The 23,562-nt window shown below is 46.1% G+C and carries 12 protein-coding genes; 4 read left to right on the forward strand and 8 right to left on the reverse strand.

All coding sequences use genetic code 11. The features are described 5' to 3' along the window. Positions 1-69 precede the first annotated feature (69 nt). Positions 70-846, forward strand: a complete 777-nt coding sequence (locus AC23N5_RS29360; RefSeq protein ID WP_183975744.1) for a 3-keto-disaccharide hydrolase — start codon at positions 70-72, stop codon at positions 844-846. A gap of 91 nt (positions 847-937) precedes the next feature. After that, positions 938-2,314 (forward strand): glycoside hydrolase family 30 protein, encoded by a 1,377-nt coding sequence (locus tag AC23N5_RS29365; protein WP_487758283.1) that lies wholly within the window; start codon positions 938-940, stop codon positions 2,312-2,314. Positions 2,315-2,363: 49 nt separating this feature from the next. Here the strand turns inward: AC23N5_RS29365 and AC23N5_RS29370 are convergent, their stop codons facing one another. From AC23N5_RS29370 to AC23N5_RS29385, 4 genes are all read right to left on the reverse strand, one after another. Beyond that, positions 2,364-2,945, reverse strand: coding sequence for a helix-turn-helix transcriptional regulator (locus tag AC23N5_RS29370; protein ID WP_487758256.1), 582 nt, complete (start codon positions 2,943-2,945; stop codon positions 2,364-2,366). Between the two features lie 259 nt (positions 2,946-3,204). Next, positions 3,205-4,170: a glycosyl hydrolase family 18 protein gene (locus AC23N5_RS29375; RefSeq protein ID WP_487758257.1), complete on the reverse strand. Its 966-nt coding sequence runs from the start codon at positions 4,168-4,170 to the stop codon at positions 3,205-3,207. Between the two features lie 90 nt (positions 4,171-4,260). Further along, a complete protein-coding gene (locus tag AC23N5_RS29380; RefSeq protein WP_487758258.1) occupies positions 4,261-6,825 on the reverse strand; it encodes a GH116 family glycosyl-hydrolase in 2,565 nt (854 codons plus the stop codon). 23 nt (positions 6,826-6,848) lie between these two features. Beyond that, on the reverse strand, positions 6,849-8,612 hold the full coding sequence (locus AC23N5_RS29385; RefSeq protein WP_487758259.1) for an SGNH/GDSL hydrolase family protein: 1,764 nt from the start codon (positions 8,610-8,612) through the stop codon (positions 6,849-6,851). A gap of 135 nt (positions 8,613-8,747) precedes the next feature. On the opposite strand from AC23N5_RS29385, the gene AC23N5_RS29390 reads away from it, so the two are divergent. Next, positions 8,748-9,986, forward strand: a complete 1,239-nt coding sequence (locus tag AC23N5_RS29390; RefSeq protein ID WP_487758260.1) for an MFS transporter — start codon at positions 8,748-8,750, stop codon at positions 9,984-9,986. A gap of 79 nt (positions 9,987-10,065) precedes the next feature. Here the strand turns inward: AC23N5_RS29390 and AC23N5_RS29395 are convergent, their stop codons facing one another. The 4 genes from AC23N5_RS29395 to AC23N5_RS29410 form a co-directional block, all read right to left on the reverse strand. Next, on the reverse strand, positions 10,066-11,430 hold the full coding sequence (locus tag AC23N5_RS29395) for an alpha-L-fucosidase (RefSeq protein ID WP_487758261.1): 1,365 nt from the start codon (positions 11,428-11,430) through the stop codon (positions 10,066-10,068). 160 nt (positions 11,431-11,590) lie between these two features. Next, complete coding sequence (locus tag AC23N5_RS29400) at positions 11,591-12,649, reverse strand: isoaspartyl peptidase/L-asparaginase family protein (protein ID WP_183975193.1); 1,059 nt, start codon at positions 12,647-12,649, stop codon at positions 11,591-11,593. 70 nt (positions 12,650-12,719) lie between these two features. Continuing rightward, positions 12,720-14,156 carry an alpha-L-fucosidase gene (locus AC23N5_RS29405; protein WP_487758262.1) on the reverse strand — a complete coding sequence of 479 codons (1,437 nt, stop codon included), beginning with the start codon at positions 14,154-14,156 and terminating at the stop codon, positions 12,720-12,722. Between the two features lie 95 nt (positions 14,157-14,251). Continuing rightward, on the reverse strand, positions 14,252-15,670 hold the full coding sequence (locus AC23N5_RS29410; protein ID WP_487758263.1) for a glycoside hydrolase family 125 protein: 1,419 nt from the start codon (positions 15,668-15,670) through the stop codon (positions 14,252-14,254). Between the two features lie 361 nt (positions 15,671-16,031). On the opposite strand from AC23N5_RS29410, the gene sov reads away from it, so the two are divergent. Further along, positions 16,032-23,432 carry a T9SS outer membrane translocon Sov/SprA gene (gene sov, locus AC23N5_RS29415; protein WP_487758264.1) on the forward strand — a complete coding sequence of 2,467 codons (7,401 nt, stop codon included), beginning with the start codon at positions 16,032-16,034 and terminating at the stop codon, positions 23,430-23,432. Positions 23,433-23,562 lie beyond the last annotated feature (130 nt).

A 23,562-nucleotide genomic window follows, 5' to 3' on the forward strand; every position in this document is an offset into this window, starting at 1 on the left:
CAACCGTTTGACTTTGTAGAAAAAAAGGTTGTTTGATTCGTAAAACTTTTAATTTTTAATACACCCATGATGAAAAAAACGCTCCTTACTGCGTCGCTCGTCGCTTGTGCTGCTGCTGCTTTTGCACAAGGTTATCCAAGTACTCCTCCTGCGGTTTCGCCCATGCCTATGAAACCCGAAATGACCGAAATTTGGGAGCCCGAAGTAGCGACTGTTACTCCAGCTAAAAACCTTGGCGAAGCACCTTCGGATGCTATCATCCTTTTTAATGGTAAAGACTTATCTCAGTGGGTTTCTGCCAAAGATGGTGGCCCTGCCCCTTGGAAAATTGTCAACGGCGATTACCTCGAAGTAGTGCCTAAAAGTGGTGACATCAAAACCAAAATGAAATTTGGTGATTGCCAGTTACACCTTGAGTTTAGCGCGCCTGATAAAGTAGAAGGCGTTGGACAAGGCCGTGGTAACAGTGGGGTTTTCTTCCAAGACCGTTATGAGCTGCAAATTTTGGATTCGTACCAAAACCGTACCTACCGTAACGGACAAGCAGGAAGTATTTACAAAGACCACGCGCCGCTTGTAAATCCAATGCGTAGCCCGTCGGAGTGGAACGTATATGATGTGGTATATACAGCACCGCGTTTCAAGCCAGATGGCCGTTTGGATTCACCTGCTCGTATCACCGTATTTTTGAATGGTGTGTTAGTACAAAATAATACCACCATCAACGGTTTGACGCTTTACATTGGCCTTCACCACTACCCAGAGGCGCATGGTGAAGATGTGATTCACCTCCAAGATCACAATAACGCGACTCAGTTCCGTAATATCTGGATTCGCAGACTGTAATCGTTACAAAAAAATACCTATGCAGCCCCGAAAAACGCATTTTTCGGGGCTGTCTTGTTTCATAACCTATCAATTTTAACCAACGATCATGATGAAAAAAATGCAGAGTATTGTGCTTTTGTTGTGGGCACTAACTAGCCAAGCCCAACAAGCGGAATATTGGCTTACAAAGGCAGATAAATCGGTTCTTTTTCAAAAACAACCCGAGAAGTTGTCGTTTGTTACGACGACTAACACGCTTCCCAGTATTTACGTTGACGACACCAAGACGTTTCAACAAATGGACGGTTTTGGCTATACGCTTACGGGAGGGAGTGCTCAGTTGCTGGCGGCGATGAAGCCTACTGAGCGTGCAAAATTGTTGAAAGAAATTTTTGCCACGGATCAAAACAACATTGGCGTGAGCTACTTACGCATTAGCATTGGAGCATCCGACCTGAGCGATCATGTGTTTACGTACAACGATTTACCCGCGGGCCAAACCGACCTCACACTGGCAAAGTTTACGTTGGCAGAAGAAAAAAAGGAACTGATTCCTGTGTTGAAAGAAATACTTGCAATAGCACCCTCGCTCAAAATTTTTGGCTCACCTTGGACGCCGCCCGCCTGGATGAAAACCAACGCGGCCTCGAAAGGAGGAAGTTTGAAGCCTGAATTTTACGATGTGTATGCCCGCTATTTGGTGAAGTATATTCAAGAAATGCAAAAAGAGGGGATTCGGATAGACGCAATGACGGTGCAAAATGAACCCCTCCACCCAGGCAACAATCCAAGCCTATTGATGCCGCAAGACGAACAAGCGGCATTCATTAAAAAGAGCCTTGGGCCAGTGTTTAGGAAGGCTAAAATTGCTACAAAAATCTTGATTTATGACCACAACGCCGACCGCCCTGATTATCCCATCAGCATTTTAAACGACCCAGAAGCGCGTCAGTACATCGATGGTTCGGCGTTTCATTTGTACGGTGGAAGCGTTGAAAGTTTACGGGATGTACACGAAGCCCACCCTGATAAAAACCTGTATTTCACAGAACAATGGATAGGTGCACCTGCCAATTTTGGAGGTGACTTGATGTGGCACCTTAAAAATTTGGTCATTGGCGCTCCTCGCAATTGGTGTAAGACGGTCTTAGAGTGGAATTTAGCGGCCGACCCACAGCAAAAACCTTATACCGAAGGTGGATGTACCGCTTGTTTGGGCGCCCTTACTATTGGCGAAACGATTGTTCGTAATCCAGCTTACTATATCATTGCGCACGCATCAAAATTTGTCCGACCCAATTCTGTGCGTATAGCATCAAACGTCACAATGAGCCTATCAAATGTCGCATTTAAGACACCAGATGGCAAAACGGTACTCATTGTTATCAATGAAAGTGATAAACCAATGACGTTTAATATTCGTCATAAAAACAAGCAAACAATGCCTACTTTGGAAGGTAAATCAGTTGCTACGTTTGTTTGGTAAATAATTAATAACTAATAACGGTGTGTGTAAGAGGAACGCTTAAAAGTGATTAGCTGGCGTATTGGAGCTGGTACTTTTTAGGCGTCATACCAAAGTGTTTTTGAAACATTTTGTTAAACTTGATGGCCGAATTACTACCATAGCCGACCATTTTGGCCACTTCATTGCACTTGAGCCCTTTACGGAGAAGTTTGCTGGCGTACTCCATGCGTTTTTCAAGGTAAAGTTGATAAAACCCTTTGCCGTAGATTTTCTTAAAAAGACTGCGGAATTGACTGGTCGCTATTTCTAACTGTGAAGCAATCTCCGTTTCCGCAGGGACGTTTTGGGTATGTTTTCGTTGAATATAATAGTCGTAAGCCCACTCAATTTTTTCACGTGTACTTAGGTGAGAAGATGGGATGGCGGATACTGATTCTTCCTTTGGTACATAACTAGCGGATGGAAATACAGAAGCTCCTCCTTTAAGGGACGACGAAAGTACAGGATGATAGACTAACTCAAACGAAATTTGTTTGGACAACAAGAATGAAAGAAGGGTCTGGGTGTCTTGTTGCTCAATCTGTAAACACACGGTTAAATCCTGATTTTTAGGAAGCTCATGGGCTGATGTGATAGGATGAGAGTTCATGGTTTTCAAAGTTTGGTGAAAAATAAGGCATAATCTATAATAGGTAGATGGATGACGTGGATTAGTATCTTTGGTCACATGAAACCAAAACTTTTTTTTACTATTTGTAAAAAATCTGATCTTGACATACCAAAAGAAATATGCCTATTATCTTGTCGTCCAATTAGATTTGAGGATATAAAAAACAAAAAGTCCCCAACAGGAAAATTCCGTTGGGGACTGAATAAGAGGGGGATAGTATAATTGAAGACAGGCAAGTTTATTTTTTTGACCCTCGTTTAATGGCCTGTAGCAGCGAGAACTCATCGTTGGTATCGCACGAAATTTCCCAAATCATGACACCACCGCATCCTCGGTCTTTGGCCAGCTTGGTTTTAAGTTCAATCGTATGAATACCGTTATAAAAAGCGCCTTTCCAGTAGTCATCGTAAGGACTTGCGCCGTCTTTTAACAAACCTTTGTAGTCGGGGCCATAATTTCCCATTCCTTTTTTAGAATAAAATGGTAGTCCCAGAATGGCTTTTTGGGCGGAAACTCCGCGTTCTTTTGTCCAATAATCTAAGCTTTTAACGGCCAAAGAATAAGGAGAATGGGCACGGATGTAGTTGGGGCCGTAGTCGTCGTCGTAAGCCATCACGTTGACCCAATCCATTTTATCAAGGGCTTCTTTTTTCATTCCATAGCCTTTTTTGCCGTATGAAATCACCGCCGCCGTCAGTTTTTTACCTTGAGCGTGGAGTGAATCACCGAGTTCGCTCATGAGGGCTACGTAATGGTCGGCTGAGGGGGAGTCTTCGTCGGGGTATTCCCAGTCTAAATCCACGCCATCTACTTTATAAGTACGAACAAATTTCATGACGTGCTGAACAAACGTATGACGACCTTCGGCGCGTTCGGCCATTTTGTGAAAGCGGGTATCATCGCCACCGCCGTCGCCAATACCCCAACCACCGATGGAGATAAACACTTGGATGTTGTGTTTGTGCAAATACCGTACTAAGCTGTGAAGTGCCTCGGGATTTCGGAGTGGTTCGAGGGAATCGCCCGTTTTGGCAGGAATTGCAAACGAAAAATTGACGTGGGTCAGAACATCCACGGGAATTTGTTCAGCAGGGATGTTGGGGACGTAATAGCCAATAACTTTAAAATCATTTGATTTTTTTTGAGCAAAAACGCCCAAACTTAGCGCTACCAAAGCGCTCGAAATAAAGGGTTTGATGTTCATAGAAACGGGATTTGTGAGAGGATAGTTGAAGATGAAATGGGTTTATACGCTCAAATTTAGCCTTTTTGGACGGAATTGGCTATTTCTTTCCTATTTCAATTGCATCGTCAACGTTTGTCCTTCTTTAAGCTGATGGTTTGCTTCAAAAGTTTTGGTTAGTTTACCAATTGAAAACTTTTCTAACGCAACGTCTCCGTTTAAACTGGAGAGTTTGATGCTAAAGCCATTTCCCATTTTTTTGCACTGAACGGTTCCGTAGGCATACCCATTTGACCAAAAGAAGGTCCCTTCTTGAGAATGAAAAGCCATCGTTTTTTTTACTCCCGAATACTGAAACCCTGAAAGAGCTAATACGGCCCCCCAGCTTGTCATGGCTCGTGCGTAGTGGTGACCACATTCGGCTTCATCAAAAGGGCTACGCTTAGCTCCGTCGTAACGGTCCCGTATATTTTTGATGCAGAGCAAACCCGACTCAGTCTGACCTTCGTAGAGCATTCCGATGGCAGCCGTATATTCAAATCCTGTCATGACTTCTGAAAAATAGGGAAATGGGATTTGCGGACGCTCACCACGCGGATAACTCGCCATCAACAAGGCGGCCTCGTCACCCAAGGCGTACGAACGCATATTGTTAAAATGATTCAGCATACTGGAGCGATAATTGTATTTGAGGATGCTTTGAAGCGTTTTTTGAGCATTTTCGGGCTTTATCAGATACCCAAGCCCATAGACGTGAGCCATGTATTGCCCAATGAGCTGGTCAACCAAACAGCCTTTCCCTAATTGATAGGGTGGGTCTTGGGTGTAAGCGCGGCCGCTGGCTACAGTTGCCATCAAGATTTGGTCTTTATGAGCTGCTGTCTGAACGATTTGTTCGTAATATTCTCCATTGAATAGACGTTCATCGGCAAACTTTTTTCCTCGTTCAAAAAGCTGCCGACATTCTGCGGCAAACATAGGTTCGTTCATCGCATTAGCCATTTCTTCCATCGCACGTAAGGCTCCCAAGTACCAAATTTGCATTTGAGGATTAGGACCATAATATTCTACGTCCATCGTATTGTGTTGACACCCTTCCATGACGCCATCTTTGTCGCCGTCCCAACCTCCTTTAAGCCACGCAAATTGTAAGCTGCGTTTAACTGCGGGATAAAATTGTCGGAGAAATGACGTGTCGCCAGATAGCTGCCAATCGCGATAGAAGCGCATGATGGTGCCCATCTGCCCATCGGCGGCGGCGGCTTTGTAGCGTTGGGCGTTGGTGGCTAGTGGTAACCCCACCCGAAAACTCATAAAACCAGTTTCATCGAGGGCGGGTCCAAACTCCGTTTTGCGCATAGTTTGGGCCAACTGGCCAAATAAAAACCCCGTTGCCTGTTCGTAATTCCATACGTGAGTGCAGGAGCCCTGACACGAGCCGTAGTTGTCCATGCAGCCTTCCCAGCCCATCATGGTGCCATCTTTGATTCGGAAAACAGTTTGTGAACGTAGCGTGCTGAGGTTGAAGAGAGCGGCTTCTTTCACTACCTCAGGTAGCTTGCTTTGCATAAAAGCCCTGACAAACTCAACGGTTTTTTGCTCCAGTTGGGGTAATCGTTCGGCGGCTTTTTGGGCTACGTCCCAAGCGTCGGTGTATTGGGTAGCATAGTAGTTGCCTATATTCTCAGACGACCAAGCAAAGCGGTTGGGAAAATGCCAAGTAATGTAAAATGTATAAACACGGCTTTGATTAGCAGGGATTTGCATCTTTACTGCTAGTGATGCCTGAGGGTCATTATCTACCAGTTTTTCCTTGTCAGTGAGTTCGCCATCAGCACTGAAATCATCCCAAAAATCCAGCAGGGCGTTTTCCCAGTCGTTGCTTCTGGACGAGCGTCGGTACGTGACTCCTGTTTGAGCGGGAGTTACCAGTGCCATTGTGCCCCATTGTTCTGCTGTTTTCTTGACGCTGTCGGAGTACATGAAAATTCCTTGCACTTGACCTGACGTACGGAAGCTATTTTGGTTGTTTTTGGCGCCAATCGGAATCAAATCACCTTTCCAATCCATCCGTGTTTTTGAGCCATCATTACCAATAAAATTACGCATTAAACCACATACCGATACCGTAATGGGCTGATTCGTGGTGTTTTTTACTTCGTATTTTAGTACGGCTAACGGCATTCCGCTGGCATCGGCATCGGTAGGAATCAAAGGGTTAAATGCTTTGAGCCGAACGCTGACGGGGAGGTTAGGGTCAGATAGATTGACTTGACCAAAAGGGTAAGTAGCATCAAACGAAGCGTTACGAAAACGCGGAATACCGTGGTTATCCACTGGGCGCCCCTCTTTGTCCTGATAATCGACGGGGTCGAGTGGACCCATTAGCCCTTTGGTATGCGTTTTACCGTTGGTTTCTCTAATAAAAATAGAAAAAAAAGGCACTCCATTTCCCATCTGCCCCCCACTAAATCCTTTGGCGGGTCGATTCATAATTTCCCAATCTCGGAGTTCGCCTTTGCCCGAAAGAGACACCGTTCCTGTGCCAATACCTCCGAGGGGAAGAGCGATTCGGTACAGGTGATTTTGGTCATAATGCTTCAAAATAGGTACATCTTGTGCGCATACTTGTGGAATAAAACTCCCCAAGAAAGCAATCAGAAAATAAGATTTCATTAGTGAAATGGGGGGATAAAATGTTACTTCTTCAACAACTCCTGCTCTAAGCGTTTGCCTGCTTCTTCATAGCCCGCCGCATTGGGATGAAGCCCGTCGGAGAAAAGGCTTTCATTGATTTTTCCATCTTTTTGTAAAAACACTTTACCAATGTCCGAAAAACCTACTTTTTCGGCTTTGCTCATGGCTTGGATGGCTTTGTTAAGCGTGGCTACGCGGGCCTCTTGTTCGCGACGAGGATAAATGCCCAAGAGCGTAATCTTGGCTTGGGGTTGACGTGTATGAATGGCTTGTACCAAAAAACGAAGACCTTGCACAATCTCGTCGTCGGTATTGAGCTGGAGGTTGTTGGTACCAATGTTGATGATAATTTTTTCGGGGGTAATGCCGTCAAACTCATCGTGATAGACCCGCCACAGCACGTTTTCGACGCGGTCCCAGCCAAAACCAAAGTTGCGAACTTGGTAGGGTTCTACGTATTTCTGCCACGAATCAGCCCCTTTGATGCGGTTGTTGAGCGGTTTTCCACCCCAATTGTGGGTAATTGAGTTGCCTATCAACACCACTTTAGGGGCGTCAGTTTGGTTCAATCGGAGCATATCATAATGGCGGTCTTCCCACACGTAGCTGCCTGGTTCGCGGTTTTGGCGGGTGGGAATTTGCGTTTTGAGTTTTCCAGCGGGTTCCTGCATAATTTCCCGAAGTTTTTTCTCATACGCCTCGGCGTAGCGCATCATCCCGATGTCGTTGGGGTGTGTCCCGTCCACCATTCCTTCGTGGTCGATGTTGATGTCGGAAATAGGCAACGAATACACGCCCGTAATTTTTTCGTTGGCTAATTGTGCCAAAGCTTCGCGCAGGTCTTTGTTGGCATCCTCAAACAAGGGTTGGCGGTGAGGCATTAAATAACCTTCGGTGTAGCCGTCGTGGTCGGTGAGCAAAATCGGCGTGTTGGGGTGCTTGGCACGAAGGGCTTTTACCGATTCGACGATTCTTTTTTGAAGTTCTTGGTGATCGACGATGGGGACAATCAAGTTCGGCAAACAATCCAACACAAATACTTTGGCGTCAAGCTCATTGATAAGGTCAATGACTTCTTTTTCCAAACGACCGTTGCCCGAAAATCCAAGATTGATGACCGTTCGGTCCAGCTTTCGAGACAAGATATTGGTCCATGCCATGCCTGGGCGGGTAGCGCAAGCGCCTTGGGCGATGGACGTTCCGTAAACCACAATCGGTTTTTCGAGGCGCTGAGGGAGTACTTTAAATAAACTGCCTTCGGGAACGCCAATTTCTAAATTGCGGACGCTGTTATAAAGAGGTAAAAAAAGTCGGTATTCGCGGCCGAGCTTATGGTAGTTGTCGTTGGGGCGAAGTTGGGCAAAAACGTACTGAACCGTGTCTTTGAAACTGTATTTCCCATTGGCCCACTGCCAATTTCCATCGCTGTCGATGCCGTACAAATCGACGCCACTCACACCCGTCGAGGGCATGTGGGGCATATTGATAGCACCCGTCACTTTGTAGCGAACGACGATTTGGTCAGCATTACTTATAAAACGAATCGAAAGCCCTGCGCTGTTACGCGAGAGGTTCCAAACAGCCTTGCGGACGTTGGCTTCGGCGCGCGGTGGAAAACGTTGGATGGTGTCGCGCATTTCGCTAGACCAGGCTTGGCCGTCGATGACGGGAAAAGTACTGTCGGAAGGTTTCCACCAAACCAATTTTGATTGGGCAGAGGCAAGAAAGGCGGTTAAACTGAATAGAAAGGTAATGAACAGGCGCATGGGCGGATGAATGAGGTAAGGGTTTAATTTCGGTAGCAATTTAAAGTAAAATACGCACTCAATAGTATTTACTAGGGGATGATGCGTATATTTTTAACGAACATCTTTTAACCTTCAACCTTTCTATTAAAACTAATGACGAAGTCTTCCCGTTACCCTTGGATTTTGGTCGGCCTGCTGTGGGTCGTTGCATTACTCAATTACATGGATCGCCAGATGTTGGCCACCATGCGGCCTTCCATGCAAATCGACATTGCAGAGCTTCAACAGGCAACTAATTTTGGCCGATTGATGGCCGTTTTTTTATGGGTATATGCGTTTATGAGCCCCGTAGCGGGAATGATCGGCGACCGATTGAATCGTAAGTGGTTGATTGTTGGAAGTTTGTTTGTTTGGTCGGGAGTGACATTTGCGATGGGGTATGCTACTTCTTTTTCGCAATTGTACGTTTTACGGGCCTTGATGGGGATTAGTGAGGCGCTTTACATGCCGACGGGCTTGGCCATGATTGCCGATTTTCACTCCTCACGTACCCGCTCAATGGCGATTGGAGTTCACCTTTCAGGAAACTACATGGGGCAAGCGCTGGGAGGCTTTGGGGCGACAATCGCTGATAAATTTTCGTGGAATACCGCTTTCCAGTCGTTTGGGATGCTTGGGATGGCGTATGCGGTGGTGTTGATTGTTTTTTTACGAGAAAAAAATAAAAGTGAACAAATCGAAGAAACGGCAAGCCTCAAAAATCAAGAAAAAGTACCATTGCTCAAAGGGCTCGGCGTACTGCTTGGAAACCCCGCTTTCTGGCTGATTTTGCTGCTTTTCTCGGTGCCAAGTTTGCCAGGATGGGCGGTGAAAAACTGGCTGCCTACGCTCTTTGCCGATAAGTTACACATAGAAATGGGGCAGGCTGGCCCACTTTCCACGATAACTACCTCCTTGTCGTCGTTGATTGGGGTCATCATTGGGGGATATTTATCCGACCGTTGGGTACAAAAGCATTTGCGGGGGCGTATTTATACAAGTATTATTGGTTTGGTGTTGACTATCCCTGCGTTGTTACTCATTGCCTATGGTACAACGATTACCCACGCGATTGCGGCAGGAATGTGTTTTGGTTTAGGTTTCGGGATGTTTGACGGAAATAACATGCCAATTTTGTGTCAATTCGTTTCGCCCAAATACCGTGCTACGGGCTATGGTTTTATGAACATGATGGGAATCATGGCGGGGGCACTTATCACCGAGTGGTTAGGCAAATCGACCGATTCAGGCGGCTTGGCAGGAGATTTTGCACTTTTGGCAGGGGTAGTGCTAGCGATTGTCGTGGTTCAACTTCTTTTCTTGCGCCCCAAAGTGCGTGATTTTGTGGACTAAAAAGGAATAATAATAATACCAAAATGCCCTTCTAAGTGTTTGTTCGCTCAGAAGGGCATTTTATTTAGGATGGGTTGTTTTAGGGCGTTATTTCAAACGTCCAAGCGTATTGACAAGGGATGTTGCTTGGATTGACAGAAGGGGTTATAATCCGTAACACGTTGTTTTTGTAGCTATACTTCACCTCCCCTTTAAATCCTAACAATCGAATGTTAGATGGTTTGGCAACATTCTGAATTACAATTTCGTCTTGCCATTTTCGCGTGATGGCGTACAACGTAGTCCCTTTTTTGGTAAAATAAACCTGCGAGTCTTTGGTGTACGGCGGGGCTTTTTCCCACTTGCGTGTTCCGTAAATGGCGTCTCCGTTTACATATAACCAATTGCCTATTTCGTGCAGGCGTTCTTGCATAATCACGGGAATGCGACCGTCGGCGGTGGGGCCGATGTTGAGCAGTAAATTGCCTCCACGGGCTACAATATCAATGAGTTGATGGACGAGCTGCTCGCCCGTTTGGTAGCTATCGAGATTTTCGTTGCGGTTGTATCCAAACGATTCTCCCATGCCTCGGCATTCTTCCCAAGGACGAACAAAGCCCGTTACCTCTTTGTTGTCAGCTCCGCCGTGCCCGTATTCGGAAGTGTAAAAACTCCCGTGTTGGCTTTTGGTGTCATTGCCCCAGCGGTCGTTGACAACAATGCTGTTTTTAACGGGGGATTCGTTGTAGAGCCACGCCAAAAACTCCTCGCTACGCCACGTTTTAGCAGGATGATCCCACTCGCCGTCGGTCCATAAGACATCGGGTTGGTACCGCGATACCAGGTCTTTCATTTGAGGAATCATGCGCTCGTTGACGTACTGATTGACGTTCGACTTATAGACAGGGTTAAACCACTCGTACAGTGAATAATAATATCCCATCCGAAGATTACGGGCTTTGACTGATTTGGCCAAATCGCCCGCCAAATCACGGTGAGGGCCTACATCAACGGCGTTCCAGTTCCACGACTGCGGGCTAGGCCACATCGTAAAACCTTCGTGGTGTTTGGAAGTGAGTACTACGTATTTAGCACCCGCTTGCTCAAACATTTTAGCCCAGTCGTCGGGGCTAAATAGTTCAGCTTTAAAGTCTTGGGCAAAATCCTGATACGTTTGATTGCCGTAGTTTTTTTTGTGAAATTCCACAAACTCAGGATGAATTTTGAGGTTAGGTGCAAAAAGCCGTTGCCAGTACCATTCCGAGTAGCCGCTCCCAAAGCCATCGGCGTTGGATTTTGTCGCCCACGCAGGAACAGAAAAGACGCCCCAGTGAATAAATATCCCAAACTTGGCGTCTTCAAACCACGTAGGCGTAGGGCGCTGGTCGAGGCTTTGCCAGTTGGGTTGGTATTGGGCAAACGTAAATTGAGTAAGAAAAAGAGAGAAAATGAATAATTTTTTCATCGAAGAAACAGAAAAATTATGTGTTTTCTGTGAGACTCTATCTGTGGCTTTCTGTGTGGAAAGCTATTTCTCACAAATGCAGACAGAGATAGGGCACGCAGAGGGGGGCTAAAAATAAGCCGCCACTCATGCGAGACGAGCGACGGCTTTTGGGGTTTGATTAAGCTTTTGGAAAATGGCTCTTGGCCATAAACACCTTGCCACCATCGTCGGCGAGAGTAACGGCATAGCTAAACCCGTGATGGAGAGAATAGGCGCCGTATTCGCCTTGCTTATTGATAGCGATAAAACCTACCTGAAAATCTTTGGCTTTGGTGGGGTTGATACGTACAATCCGCTCTACTGCAATTTTACAGGCTTCTTCGGGGCTTTTGCCTTGGCGCATCATTTCAACAATCAAAAAAGCGCCTGCTACGCGAAGCACTTCTTCGCCTTGACCAGAACCCGTAGCAGCACCTACTTCATTGTCCACGTACAGACCTGCCCCAATAATGGGCGAATCGCCGACGCGACCGCGCATTTTGAAACCCATGCCGCTGGTCGTACAAGCTCCCGAGAGGTTGCCCGTGGCGTCCATGGCAATGGTACCCATGGTGTCGTGGTTAAAGCTGCCATCGTCGAAAAAATTAGGTGCAAAAGGCCCGTGGCCAGCTTTGGTTTTTTGGCCTTTACCCTGTTGCTGTTCGATGTTGATAACAGGCTTATATTCTGATTTTTTAAGCCACTGTTTGTAGGTCTTTTCGGCGTCGGCCGACAGTTTACCTGATTCTTTCTGAAAACCACTTTCAAGGGCAAACTGAAGTGCTCCGTCGCCCACAAGCTGAACGTGAGGAGTCGTTTCCATCACTTTGCGAGCGACCGAAATCGGGTGTTTTATTTGCTCCAATGCCATTACTGACCCGCAGTTAAACTTGTCGTCCATGATGCTGGCGTCGAGCGTCACTTTGCCTTCGCGGTCGGGGTTGCCTCCCAAGCCAACGCAGCAATTGATGGTATCTTCAATCGAACGAGCACCTGCTTCAACCGCATCAAGGGCGCGGCTGTTGGGTTGTTTTAGTACTTTCCATGCCACCGCGTTGACGGGCAAGCCGCTGTCCCAAGTCGAAACGACGATGGGTTTGGTAACGACTGATGGCGATGATTTAGCAAATACTTTTCCCATTGATAAAAGGGGCATACTTAACGCCGACCAACGGAGGAAACTTCTTCTTGACTTCATGGTTTTAGGTTGATTTGGAACGTTTTACACCTGCAAGGTTTTCAAAAACCTTACAGGTGTGCTTGTTTGCTTACTTTGTTATTTTTATTGTCCAAGCGTAACTGCTAGGGACTTTTTGAGCCAATTTTTGAGGAACTTGAACCGTAATTTTGCCGTCTTTCTGAACCCATTTTAAGTTGTCAGGAAAACCCAAAAGGCTAATTTTTGACGTTTTGGTCAAGTTTATTTTTTCAAGGTCAAACGACAGCGGAAAGCTTTCTTTTTCGTCGGCGCAGTAAATGGCGTATGTCACATTGTCGCCTTTGTGCGTAAATACAAATTTCCCTTGTTTGCCAACCACATTGTCGCCGCGAGTTTCGTAAATCGCTTCCCCGTTTATCTTTATCCATTTGCCAATTTCTTCTAAACGCTGGTAGGCTTCGGCATCAAAATCACCTTCTGGGCTAGGAGCGATATTGAGTAGCAAATTGCCATTTTTTGAAACAATATCCGCCAAAATGTGAATTAACTTTCGCGCTGATTTGTAATTTTCTTTTGGTACATAGCTCCAAGAGTCGCCCATGGTCATACAAGTTTCCCACGGAATGGGCATATAGCTGTCAGGAATCTGATGCTCAGGTGTTACGTAGTTTTCAAACTCACCTGATACCGTTCTATCCACAACCAAAAGCCCAGGTTGTAACTCACGGCCACGTTTGGCGATTTTGGCCATGTCGATGTCTTGGTCAAAAGGAATGGTTTTTTGCCACGAAATGGTCGTGTCAATCGTGCTAAACGGACGAACCCAGCCGCCGTCGAGCCAAAGAATATCCACCTTTCCGTAGTCACTCATCAATTCCTCAATCTGGTTGTAGGTAAACTTCTTAAAGCTTTCCCACTTCTGAGGATACTTTTTGGGATGGTACGATGGGTTACGGTCTTTAGGCGGGAAATACGACCACCAATAATCATCGGTATGCCAATCGGGTTTTGAAAAATAAGCCCCCACCATAAAGCCTTCGTTGCGAAACGCCCCGAAAACTTCCTTGGCTACGTTGCTACGAGGGTTGGTGCTAAACGGTGATTTGGTAATTTTATAATCGGTGTATTTAGAATCAAACATACAGAACCCGTCGTGGTGTTTGGTGGTAAAAACCACGTACTTCATCCCCGCATTTTTGGCGGCAGTCGCCCATTTTTCAGGAGCAAATTGAGTGGGGTTAAACGTGTATTGGAGTCTTTCGTATGCTTTTTTGTACTCGTACCAATTGTCTTTGTACGGCCCACGGCGTTCGCACCATCCTTCGTCTTCGGGGCATAAGCTCCAGCTTTCCACGATGCCCCACTGACTGTACGTTCCCCAGTGCATGAGTAAGCCAAACTTTACATTTTGCCACTGTGCCAGTTTGGTTTTTACTTGAGGGTCAGAGGGTGCAATGTACTTGCTGTGGTTTTGTTCTGAGTGCTGCTGGGCCAAGGCGGTAAGGCTCAATAACGCGATTCCAATCGAGAAAAGTGATTTTTTCATAGGGCATAAAAGTCCCCAAGCCCCCAGAGGAGGCTTGAGAGATTGGGTGTTTATAAGTTAGGTATTGGGTGCATAAATGGCTAAAATTGAGCGGACTATGCTTTGAGTAAATGCGGGCGTTCTCGTTCAATTTTCAGGAGAAGTTCCCCAAAAAGTGTGTTGGCCCACGCAAACCACTTACGGGTAAACTTCGAGGCATCGTCTTTGTCGAACGACTCGTGCATGAAGCCAGTTCCTGCGTGGGTCGATTTCAAGAAACGAAGCTGGGCGGCTATTTCTTGGTCGTTGGTAGAGGTCATGGCCCGCATGATAATACTCATCGGCCAAATCTGATTCACCAGCGTGTGTGGACTGCCGATGCCTTCGGCTGCTTTTCCACGGAAGAAATAAGGGTTGGAGTCACTCAATATAAACCGCCGCGTATTTTGGTAAATCTTGTCATTGGCGTTTACAGCGCCCAAATAAGGCAAACCGAGTAAGTTGGGAACGTTGGCATCGTCTTGGAAAAGGCAGTTGCCAAATCCGTCCACTTCCATCGCGTACATTGGCCCAAAAGTTGGGTGGTTGATAATAGCGTGTTTTTTGATGGCCTGTTCGACTTCGTTGGCAAACGCACGGCATTCTTGGGCAAATGCAGCATTTTTATAAACGGTCTCCGCAATTTCGCCCAGTTGGCGAAACGAAACGACGGCAAATAGATTCGATGGAATCAAAAATGGGTACAATGTCGCGTCATCCGATGGCCTGAAGATACTGTGGATGAGTCCGTTGGGTTTGGTGTTGTTGCCATAGCCATTACCTGGGACAGTATCCGTTGACCACGAGGTGGTTCGTCCAAAACTGTAGCGGCCACGTCCTTTTAAGCGTTGTTGTTCGCGGCAGGTAGCAATGATAAGCTGAGCGGCTTTGAGCCATTTTTCGTCAAAAATACTCGTGTCTTGGGCGGTTTTCCAATAGTGATAGGCGAGCCGAACCGTATAACAAAGTGAGTCCAATTCCCACTTACGTTCGTGCAATTCGGGCTTCATATCGGTGTGGTCTTTCAACCATTCGCTATGCCCTGGGCCATCGTTAAAAGCATTGGCATACGGGTCAATCAAAATGCACTCTGTTTGGCGATTGACTACCCCCGCAATGAGTTTTTTCAACGATTCATCTTGCTTAATTAACGGCAAATAAGGCCATACCTGAGCGGTGCTGTCGCGTAGCCACATGGCATGAATATCGCCCGTAATCACAAACGTGTCGGGGCGGCCGTCTTTTATTTTATGATGAACGGTGGTGTCGAGCGTGTTGGGAAAGCAGTTTTCAAAGAGCCATGCCAATTCGGGGTCTTTGATGACGTTTTTCATGCGACTGATGGTAGCCTCAATCGTCGAACTGTTGAACTTACGCTGGGCAGCTGGTACGCGAACCGTCGGGAAGGAGTTCGCAAAAACAGCGGGAGCCATTAAAACTCCCGCGCCTGCCATTGAAGTGGTTTTAATAAAATGTCTGCGATTCAATGATGTCATGTGTGATAGGAACAGATCAATGGCATAAAAATAGTGCGAAACGCCGAAAAACGTGTGTAAAACTCGGAAAAATAAATGAAGTTTAAAAAAATATTTTAAAATATATGTTATTTTATTGTAAAAAAATCATTAAATAGTCGTCTATGGCTAGTTTTTGAGCATATGCTTATTTGTTAATCAAACTAATAGCCCAAATCTCTAATTAGACAGGCTTGAAATAGGGGCTTTTGACGAAGAATTTACTTTTTTCGACAGTTATATCTATCTTTAGCCCGCTTTCTTAAAAATATCCGTTTACTCAAAGACGATTGGCAAGGTTTTGGCCGTTAAGCTTTTGAGTACGTAAGACCGTTGAAGCATCGTGGGCATTATTACACAAAAATTCTATTCTAGTTCTGTTAAATCGTACGCTATCGCCAGTTTGTCAACCGCCTTGTGGCTGGGTGCCGAATCTGCTGAGGCTCAGACTTCTAACCAAAGTCGGAGAACAGCCGTTCAAGACACTAGCCGTGAGAACCGTCAAAGTCGGCGATTTCTGTACTCTCGTTGGGACGATCGCCCAAGCAATCGTTTCAATTATGTTCCTCCTCGTTCCTCACTTTTTTTACGTGAGCCTAAAAGCCTCACCAATGAGTTTCGATTAGACACCAACCGACGAATGTCGGTCTATGAGCGTATAGGTGATCCTAAAGCGCCGCCACTCAACTACCGTAATCCTCTGAGTATGACCTATGAGGATTTTCAGAAGTTGCAGGATCGTCGTGTTTTTAATTACCTCTGGCGTGATTATTCATCGAAGCAAGATGGAAAAGGGGCGTTGGGAGCCAAGGGCTTATTGCCTAAATTGGATTTGCCACCAGGGTTCGACCGAATCTTTGGCAGTAGTGGTATTGACTTTAAACCCAACGGCTTTGTGTTGTTGGATTTTGGCGTCATGCACCAAGAAACCGATAACCCGCTTATTCCCATTCGTCAGCGTCGGGCTACTAACTTTATTTTTAACGAACAAATCAACGTCAACTTCAATGGGAAGATTGGCGATAAATTGGGTTTGTTGACCAACTTCGATACCAAGTCGAGTTTCAATTTTGAAAATCAGCTGAAACTCGATTACCGTCCAGGTAAAGTGAACCAAAACCTGCCCAATGTGCCTAACATGCCCAACGGGGCGGGTTTGGGCCAAGGGGTACAGAATGGCTTAAATCAACAAGGGATGGGTGTCGGTCAAATGGGAACTGGCCCGCTTGATTATATTCCCGAAAACGAAAGTATTATTCAAGGTATTCAGGCAGGGAATGTCAACTGGCAAATTCCTTCTCAGTTGATTCCTGGGGTACAGAATTTGTTTGGAGCAAAAGTTGACCTTCGTTTTGGACGTTTAACCGCGACGGTCGTAGCTTCACAACAACGCTCTCGTCAGCAGTGTATTACATTGCGGGGAGGAGCCCAAAACCGTCAGTTTGAGATTCGTGCCGATGCTTACGACGAAAACCGCCACTTTTTCTTAGGACAATATTTTCGCGAGAACTACGAGCGTTGGTTGGGTAACTTGCCAATGATTATGTCGGGAGTAACAGTTACGCGTTTGGAAGTATATGTGACCAACCGTACCAACAACACCGAAACCCTGCGTAACCTTGTCGGTTTGTCTGATTTGGGTGAACCTAAGCCGTTTAATACCGCCAACCCGAACGTTCAACCGATTGCGGCAACGCGCCCGTTGGACAATAAATCGAATGGGTTGTACCAAAAAATTACGACAGATGCCAACGTACGCCAAGCCGACCAAACAAGTACGGCCATGGAGCAGTCGTACAACCTTCGCCGTGGCGATGACTATGATGTGTTGCGAGGAGCACGGCGTTTGAGTGAGCGGGAGTTTAAGTTTCATCCCGAACTGGGCTATATGTCGCTTTTGACACCCCTTCGGAACGATGAAATTTTGGCCGTTGCTTATGAATATACCCTTAACGGACAAAAATATAAAGTAGGGGAGTTGACCGAAGATTACCAGGCTCGTCCTGAAGACCAAATATTGGTATTGAAATTGTTGAAATCATCGACGATTCGTAACAATACCAATCACCCCATGTGGAATTTGATGATGAAAAACATCTATTCGCTCAATACCACACAATTGGGGAAACAGAATTTTCAACTTCGAGTCATTTATAAGGATGATATAACGGGGATGGATATTCCTAACTTACAGGAAGGGCCTATTGCCAATATCCCGTTGCTACGCGTGATGGGGCTTGATAAATTGAACCCCCTCAATGACCCCGTTTTGGACAATAACCGCAAACCTATTGGGGACGGAAACTTTGACTTTATTGACGGTACCACCGTTGATAGCCGTTACGGACGGATTATTTTTCCAGTGTTGGAGCCATTTGGAACAAATTTAGCCAAACAATTTACGGGCGATGAAGTGCTTGCCAACAAGTACGTTTTTAATGAACTCTATCGCTCTACCCAGATTGATGCACAGCAGATTACGGAGAAAAATAAGTATTTCTTGAAAGGTTCGTACCAAGGTTCGATGGGAGGGGCAACGGTGCCTTTGCCATTCGGGGTGTCCGAAAAATCGGTGATTGTGCGGGCGGGCGGCGTTCAACTTACGCCAGGCGTTGATTACATGGTCGAAGGACAGTCGGCGGTGCGAATTATGAACGAAAGTGTAATTAACTCAGGCCGTGATATTGAAGTTTGCTACGAACAGCCCGATTTGTTCCAAAACCAGATTCGTACCTTGTTAGGAACTCGTCTCAATTATACCATCAATCGCCACGTGCAAGTAGGGATGACGGCCATGCGCTTACGCGAAACGCCCGCAGGGTTTTTGACGCGTGCCGCTTTGGGCAACGACCCCGTCAGCAACAGCATTATTGGGGCCGACTTTACGTTCCGCAAAGACGCGCCGTTCTTGACAAAATTACTGGATAAACTGCCGTTGATTCAGACCAAAGAAATGTCAAGTATTCAGTTTCAGGGCGAGGTTGCGCAGTCATTTGCAGGTTTGCACCCACAGGTAAGGAATCGTATTGTGGTCGATGACTTTGAGTCGGCACGTACTCAGTACGACCTTACCCGCCAGCCAACCCGCTGGCGGATGGGAGGAACTCCTCAACAATTTCCTCAGGGAACACTCGCTAATCCGCTAGAATATGGGCACAATCGGGCAAAAATTTCTGCCTATTCCATTGATATTTCGTTTTCTCCCAATGCCCAGATTGGCCTTCCGCAACGACCCAATATTGTTCAAGAAGATTTTAACAACGTGTATGAGCGCTTGTTTACACCGCAAGAAATCTTCACAGGACGGGGCTTGTACTTAGTGAATTTGCCAGAAAATATTCTCGACGTTGCTTACTTCCCGAGCGAGCGTGGGCAGTACAACTATAACCCAGACCTTGATCCTGACGGGCGCTTGCGCAATCCCCGTAAGAACTTTGGGGCTATTACCCGTGCCATTGGATCTGATGTGGACTTTGACAATGCCAACGTCGAAATCTTGGAATTTTGGATGATGGATCCATTCAAAGAAGGGGTGAATGGGGTTGTGAAAGATGGCTTTGTTAACAAAAATAACGTAACGGGAGGGAAGCTGTTTTTTAACTTGGGAGAAATCTCAGAGGACGTGATGAAAAACGGGCGTTATGACTTCGAGAATGGCTTGCCTGTTGGAGAGAAAACAACGACTCCTACGGCAACTCAACCAACTGCAACGGTAGCTCAGACCCCTTGGGGATACAGCACTCGTCAACAGTTTATTATTAATGCCTTTACCAATCAGCCTGGCGCGCGTGAGAAGCAAGATATTGGGCTAGATGGTTTGAATAACGCCGAAGAACGTACCTTCTTTAATAATTATCTTCAAAGTTTACCTGCCGATTTAAAGACAGAAGCCCGTCAAAGAATTGCGGCTGACCCCTCGGGTGACGACTTTGAGTTTTATTTTAGTGCCAAAGCCGATAGCGCCAATAAGAAAATTGTAGAGCGTTATAAAAATTACATGGGGACGGAAAACAATACCCCTGAGTTTGAACGTACTAACGCGATTACCGAAGCGGCTACTAACTTACCCGACGGAGAAGACCTCAATACCGACAATACCATCAACGACCAAGAAGCGTATTATGAGTATGAGGTTGATCTAAAACCTGGCCAACTCGACGTTGGGAAACCGTACATCGTCGATAAAGTAACCGCTTCCAACGGGGCAGGAGACAATGTTAACTGGTATTTGTTCCGTATTCCCGTACGCGAGTTTACGCGCAAGGTGGGTAATATCAACGGGTTTAAATCCATTCGATTTATTCGTCTGTACATGACAGATTGGGATAATCCTGTGGTACTTCGCTTTGCTCAACTTCAAATGGTGGCAACGCAATACCGTAAATATACAGGCGACCTCAATGCCAAAGGTTTGCAAGAAGTGCCTGAGCCTTACGATGCTCAATTTAAGATTGCGACCGTAAGTGCCGAAGAAAACAGCTCGAAGGTAGTAGCAGGCTCAGATACGAAGAAACAAATCTATGCTGTGCCTCCAGGTTGGCAGCGTGACGTCGATTATACCACGCCGAACCAACGTCCATTGAACGAACAAGCCATGAGCTTGTGCGTGACCAACCTTCGTGATGGTGATTCTCGGGCGGCGTTCAAAAACGTGACAAGTCAAAACATGCTTTTCCGTGAGCGTTTGAAAATGTTTGTCCACATGCACAACGATCAAGACGAAGACGGTCAAGTGTCGGCTTTCTTGCGTTTGGGAACGGATGTGACGGAGCATTATTATGAAGTTGAAGTAACGAAATTACGCGCGACTCGCCCGAATACTGATATTCCAGAGCAAGTATGGCCTGAGCAAAACGAGATTGACATAGAAATGAAATGGCTCATTGAAGCCAAACAAGAGCGCGACAGACAAACGGCTCCTTCGCTGACCGTACCTTATACCATTACCAAAACCGATGCGTTAGGACGAATCTATCGAATTACGGTAGTAGGACGGCCCGATTTGAGTAATATCATGGTGACCATGATTGGCTTGCGAAACCCGCGTTCGGATGACCAGGCGGCGAAAAGTTTCTGTATTTGGGTGAATGAATTGCACGTGCAAGGGTTTGAAAACCAATCGGGAACGGCAGCTATCGCTAGGGCTGATATTAAACTGGCAGATTTGGGTACGATTCAAGTAGCTGGCAAATGGACAACCTTTGGTTTTGGTGGGGTTCAGCAAAAACTCGCTGACCGCTCTCGTGACAACACCACGGAGTTTAGCTTGTCGTCGGCGTTGGCTTTGGATAAGTTTTTACCACAGCAATGGGGCTTTAAAATTCCTGTGTATGTCAACTACGACCTGCGCGAAGTACGTCCTCATTTTAACCCTTACGACCCTGATACACCTCTGGCGACTTCGTTGGCCAATTATGCTGAGAATGACCCCCGCAGGATGCAGCTAGAAAATTCGGCAGTCGAAAAAATGGAACGACGGGGGATCAACTTCTCAAACGTCCGAAAGACAAAAGTAGGGCCGAATGCCAAACGGCATCTCTGGGACATTGAAAACTTCTCGTTTACCTATGCTTTCAATGAGCAAACGCGCCGCAGTAGTTTGTTGGCAGATTATACCCAACGCCAATACCGAGGTGGAGTAGTGTACCAATACAGTTTCCCGCAAAAACCTTGGGCGCCGTTCAAGACTGTAAAAAGCCTCGAACGTCCTTACCTAGAGTTGTTGAAAGAGTTTAATCTTTCGTTGTTGCCAACCCAAGTGGCAGTGCGTTTCGATGCCGACCGTAGTTTTGTTCGGACGTTGTACCGAACAGGTGATTTGACGTCATTGGGGCAGTCTCCGTTGTACGAAAAATACTTCTTGTTCAATCGTTCGTACGATGTGTCGTGGAACTTGACCAAGAGCATCATGTTATCCTACAGTGCGTTGGCCAATGCCGTGGTGGATGAGCCTCAAGGTGACATTGATACGCGAGCAAAGCAAGATTCAATTTGGAACAATTTGCGCCGATTTGGACGGACTAAAAACTTTGACCAAAAACTACGTCTGACTTACCGCTTGCCGTTGGATAAAATCCCGTTGCTCGACTGGATGACGGCTGATTATAGCCATAATATTGGTTATCAATACCAAGCCAATTCACTCGGAATCAGCGATACACTAGGTGTTTTTTACGGAAATACCATTCGGAATAGCTTAGACCGAAGCATTCGTGGGAAAGTCGATTTTGTGATGTTGTACAACAAACTTCGCTACTTACGTTTTGCCAATACACCGTCGCCTAAGCGGAAAAACTTTGCGCGTAGCCCAGGGGATGATGAAGAAATAAATCGTGAACCGAGCAAATTGCTGAAAAACATTACGCGCTTGTTGATGACGGTGCGTGGTATCGACGTAGATTATTCGCGCCAGGAAACGACGACATTGCCAGGGTTTTTGCCCGATGACCCTAACCGATTTGGGTTAGATGCGGCCATGAATGCCCCTGGATTACCTTTTGTATTGGGAAGTCAGGACCGTAATTTCCACCGAGAAGCTGCCGATAAAGGTTGGTTGACAAAAAGTACGATGCTCAACTTACCGTTTATGCAGACGCTCAATCGGACGTTCCGAATGAACACCCGTTTGGAACCGTTCAAAGATTTTCGGGTTCAAATTTCGGCGACCTTAACGCGAGGGGATGACTATCGAGAGTTTTATCGGCCATCGACTCCAGGTGGGCCTTACGAAGTCCAAAGCCCGATTCGTAACGGTAATTTCCAAATGTCATTTATGTCGTTCCGAACGGCTTTTGCCAAAATTAATAGCGATAATACGTCACCTATTTTCGACCGCTTCAAAGCCTATCGCGAAGATTTTGTGACGATTTTGACCGAAAAGCGCCTGCGTGAGAATCCTAATGCTACGTTGGGTGAATACAATGTTAATTCACAAGATGTACTGATTGCGGCGTTTTTTGCGGCTTACAATGGTAAAGATCCGAAGAAAGACCCCTCAAAAGTACGTACCAACCCATTCCTTGGTTTCCCAATGCCAAACTGGCGAGTGGACTACAACGGGTTGTCGCAGTTGGGGGCTTTCAAAAAGATATTTAGCTCATTTACCTTGGAGCATAGCTATCAATCGACGTATAGCGTGGGGAATTTTACGTCATCACTCGACTATCAGTCGATGTATGTCAACCTTGCCGTGATGAACTATCCGTTGGCAATCTTACCAGGAGATAATGGTCAAGCCATTCCTGTGTTTGTGATGAGTACGATTTCACTATCGGAGAAATTTGCGCCTTTGATTGGGATTCGTGCCCGTACGCAGAATAAGATTGACATGCAGTTTAGCTACAACCAAGACCGTAACGTGGCACTCAATTTGTCGAACTCACAAGTGGCAGAGCTGTTTAACCGTGACATAACGGCAACGATTGGTTTCACGCGCAACAACGTACGAATTCCGTTCCGTATCAATGGGGAATTTAAGAAGTTGAAAAATGATTTGCAGTTCCGCTGTAGCTTTACCATCAGAGATACACGGGCGATTCAGCGCCGTTTTGAAGAGCCTCCTACGGCTACTCAAGGAAATTATAACTTCCAGTTGCGCCCGCAGTTGAACTATACAGTGAGCAAATTGTGGAGCTTACAGTTTTATTTCGACCGTACGTTTAACAACCCGTATGTACTTAACTCGTATCGCCGCTCGGTTACTTCTGGTGGTATTCAAGTACGATTCAATGTCGCAGAGCTGTAGTAAATACATGTGAGGTAGGTTGCTCACAACCTACCGTTTGACCTAAACAAAAAGCCCTCCGAAAGTTTTGATGCTTTCGGAGGGCTTTTTGTTTGTAGGATTTCCCGCTGTTGTTGTATCTTTTCCTTTT

This window comes from Runella sp. R5_40, assembly GCF_057652295.1.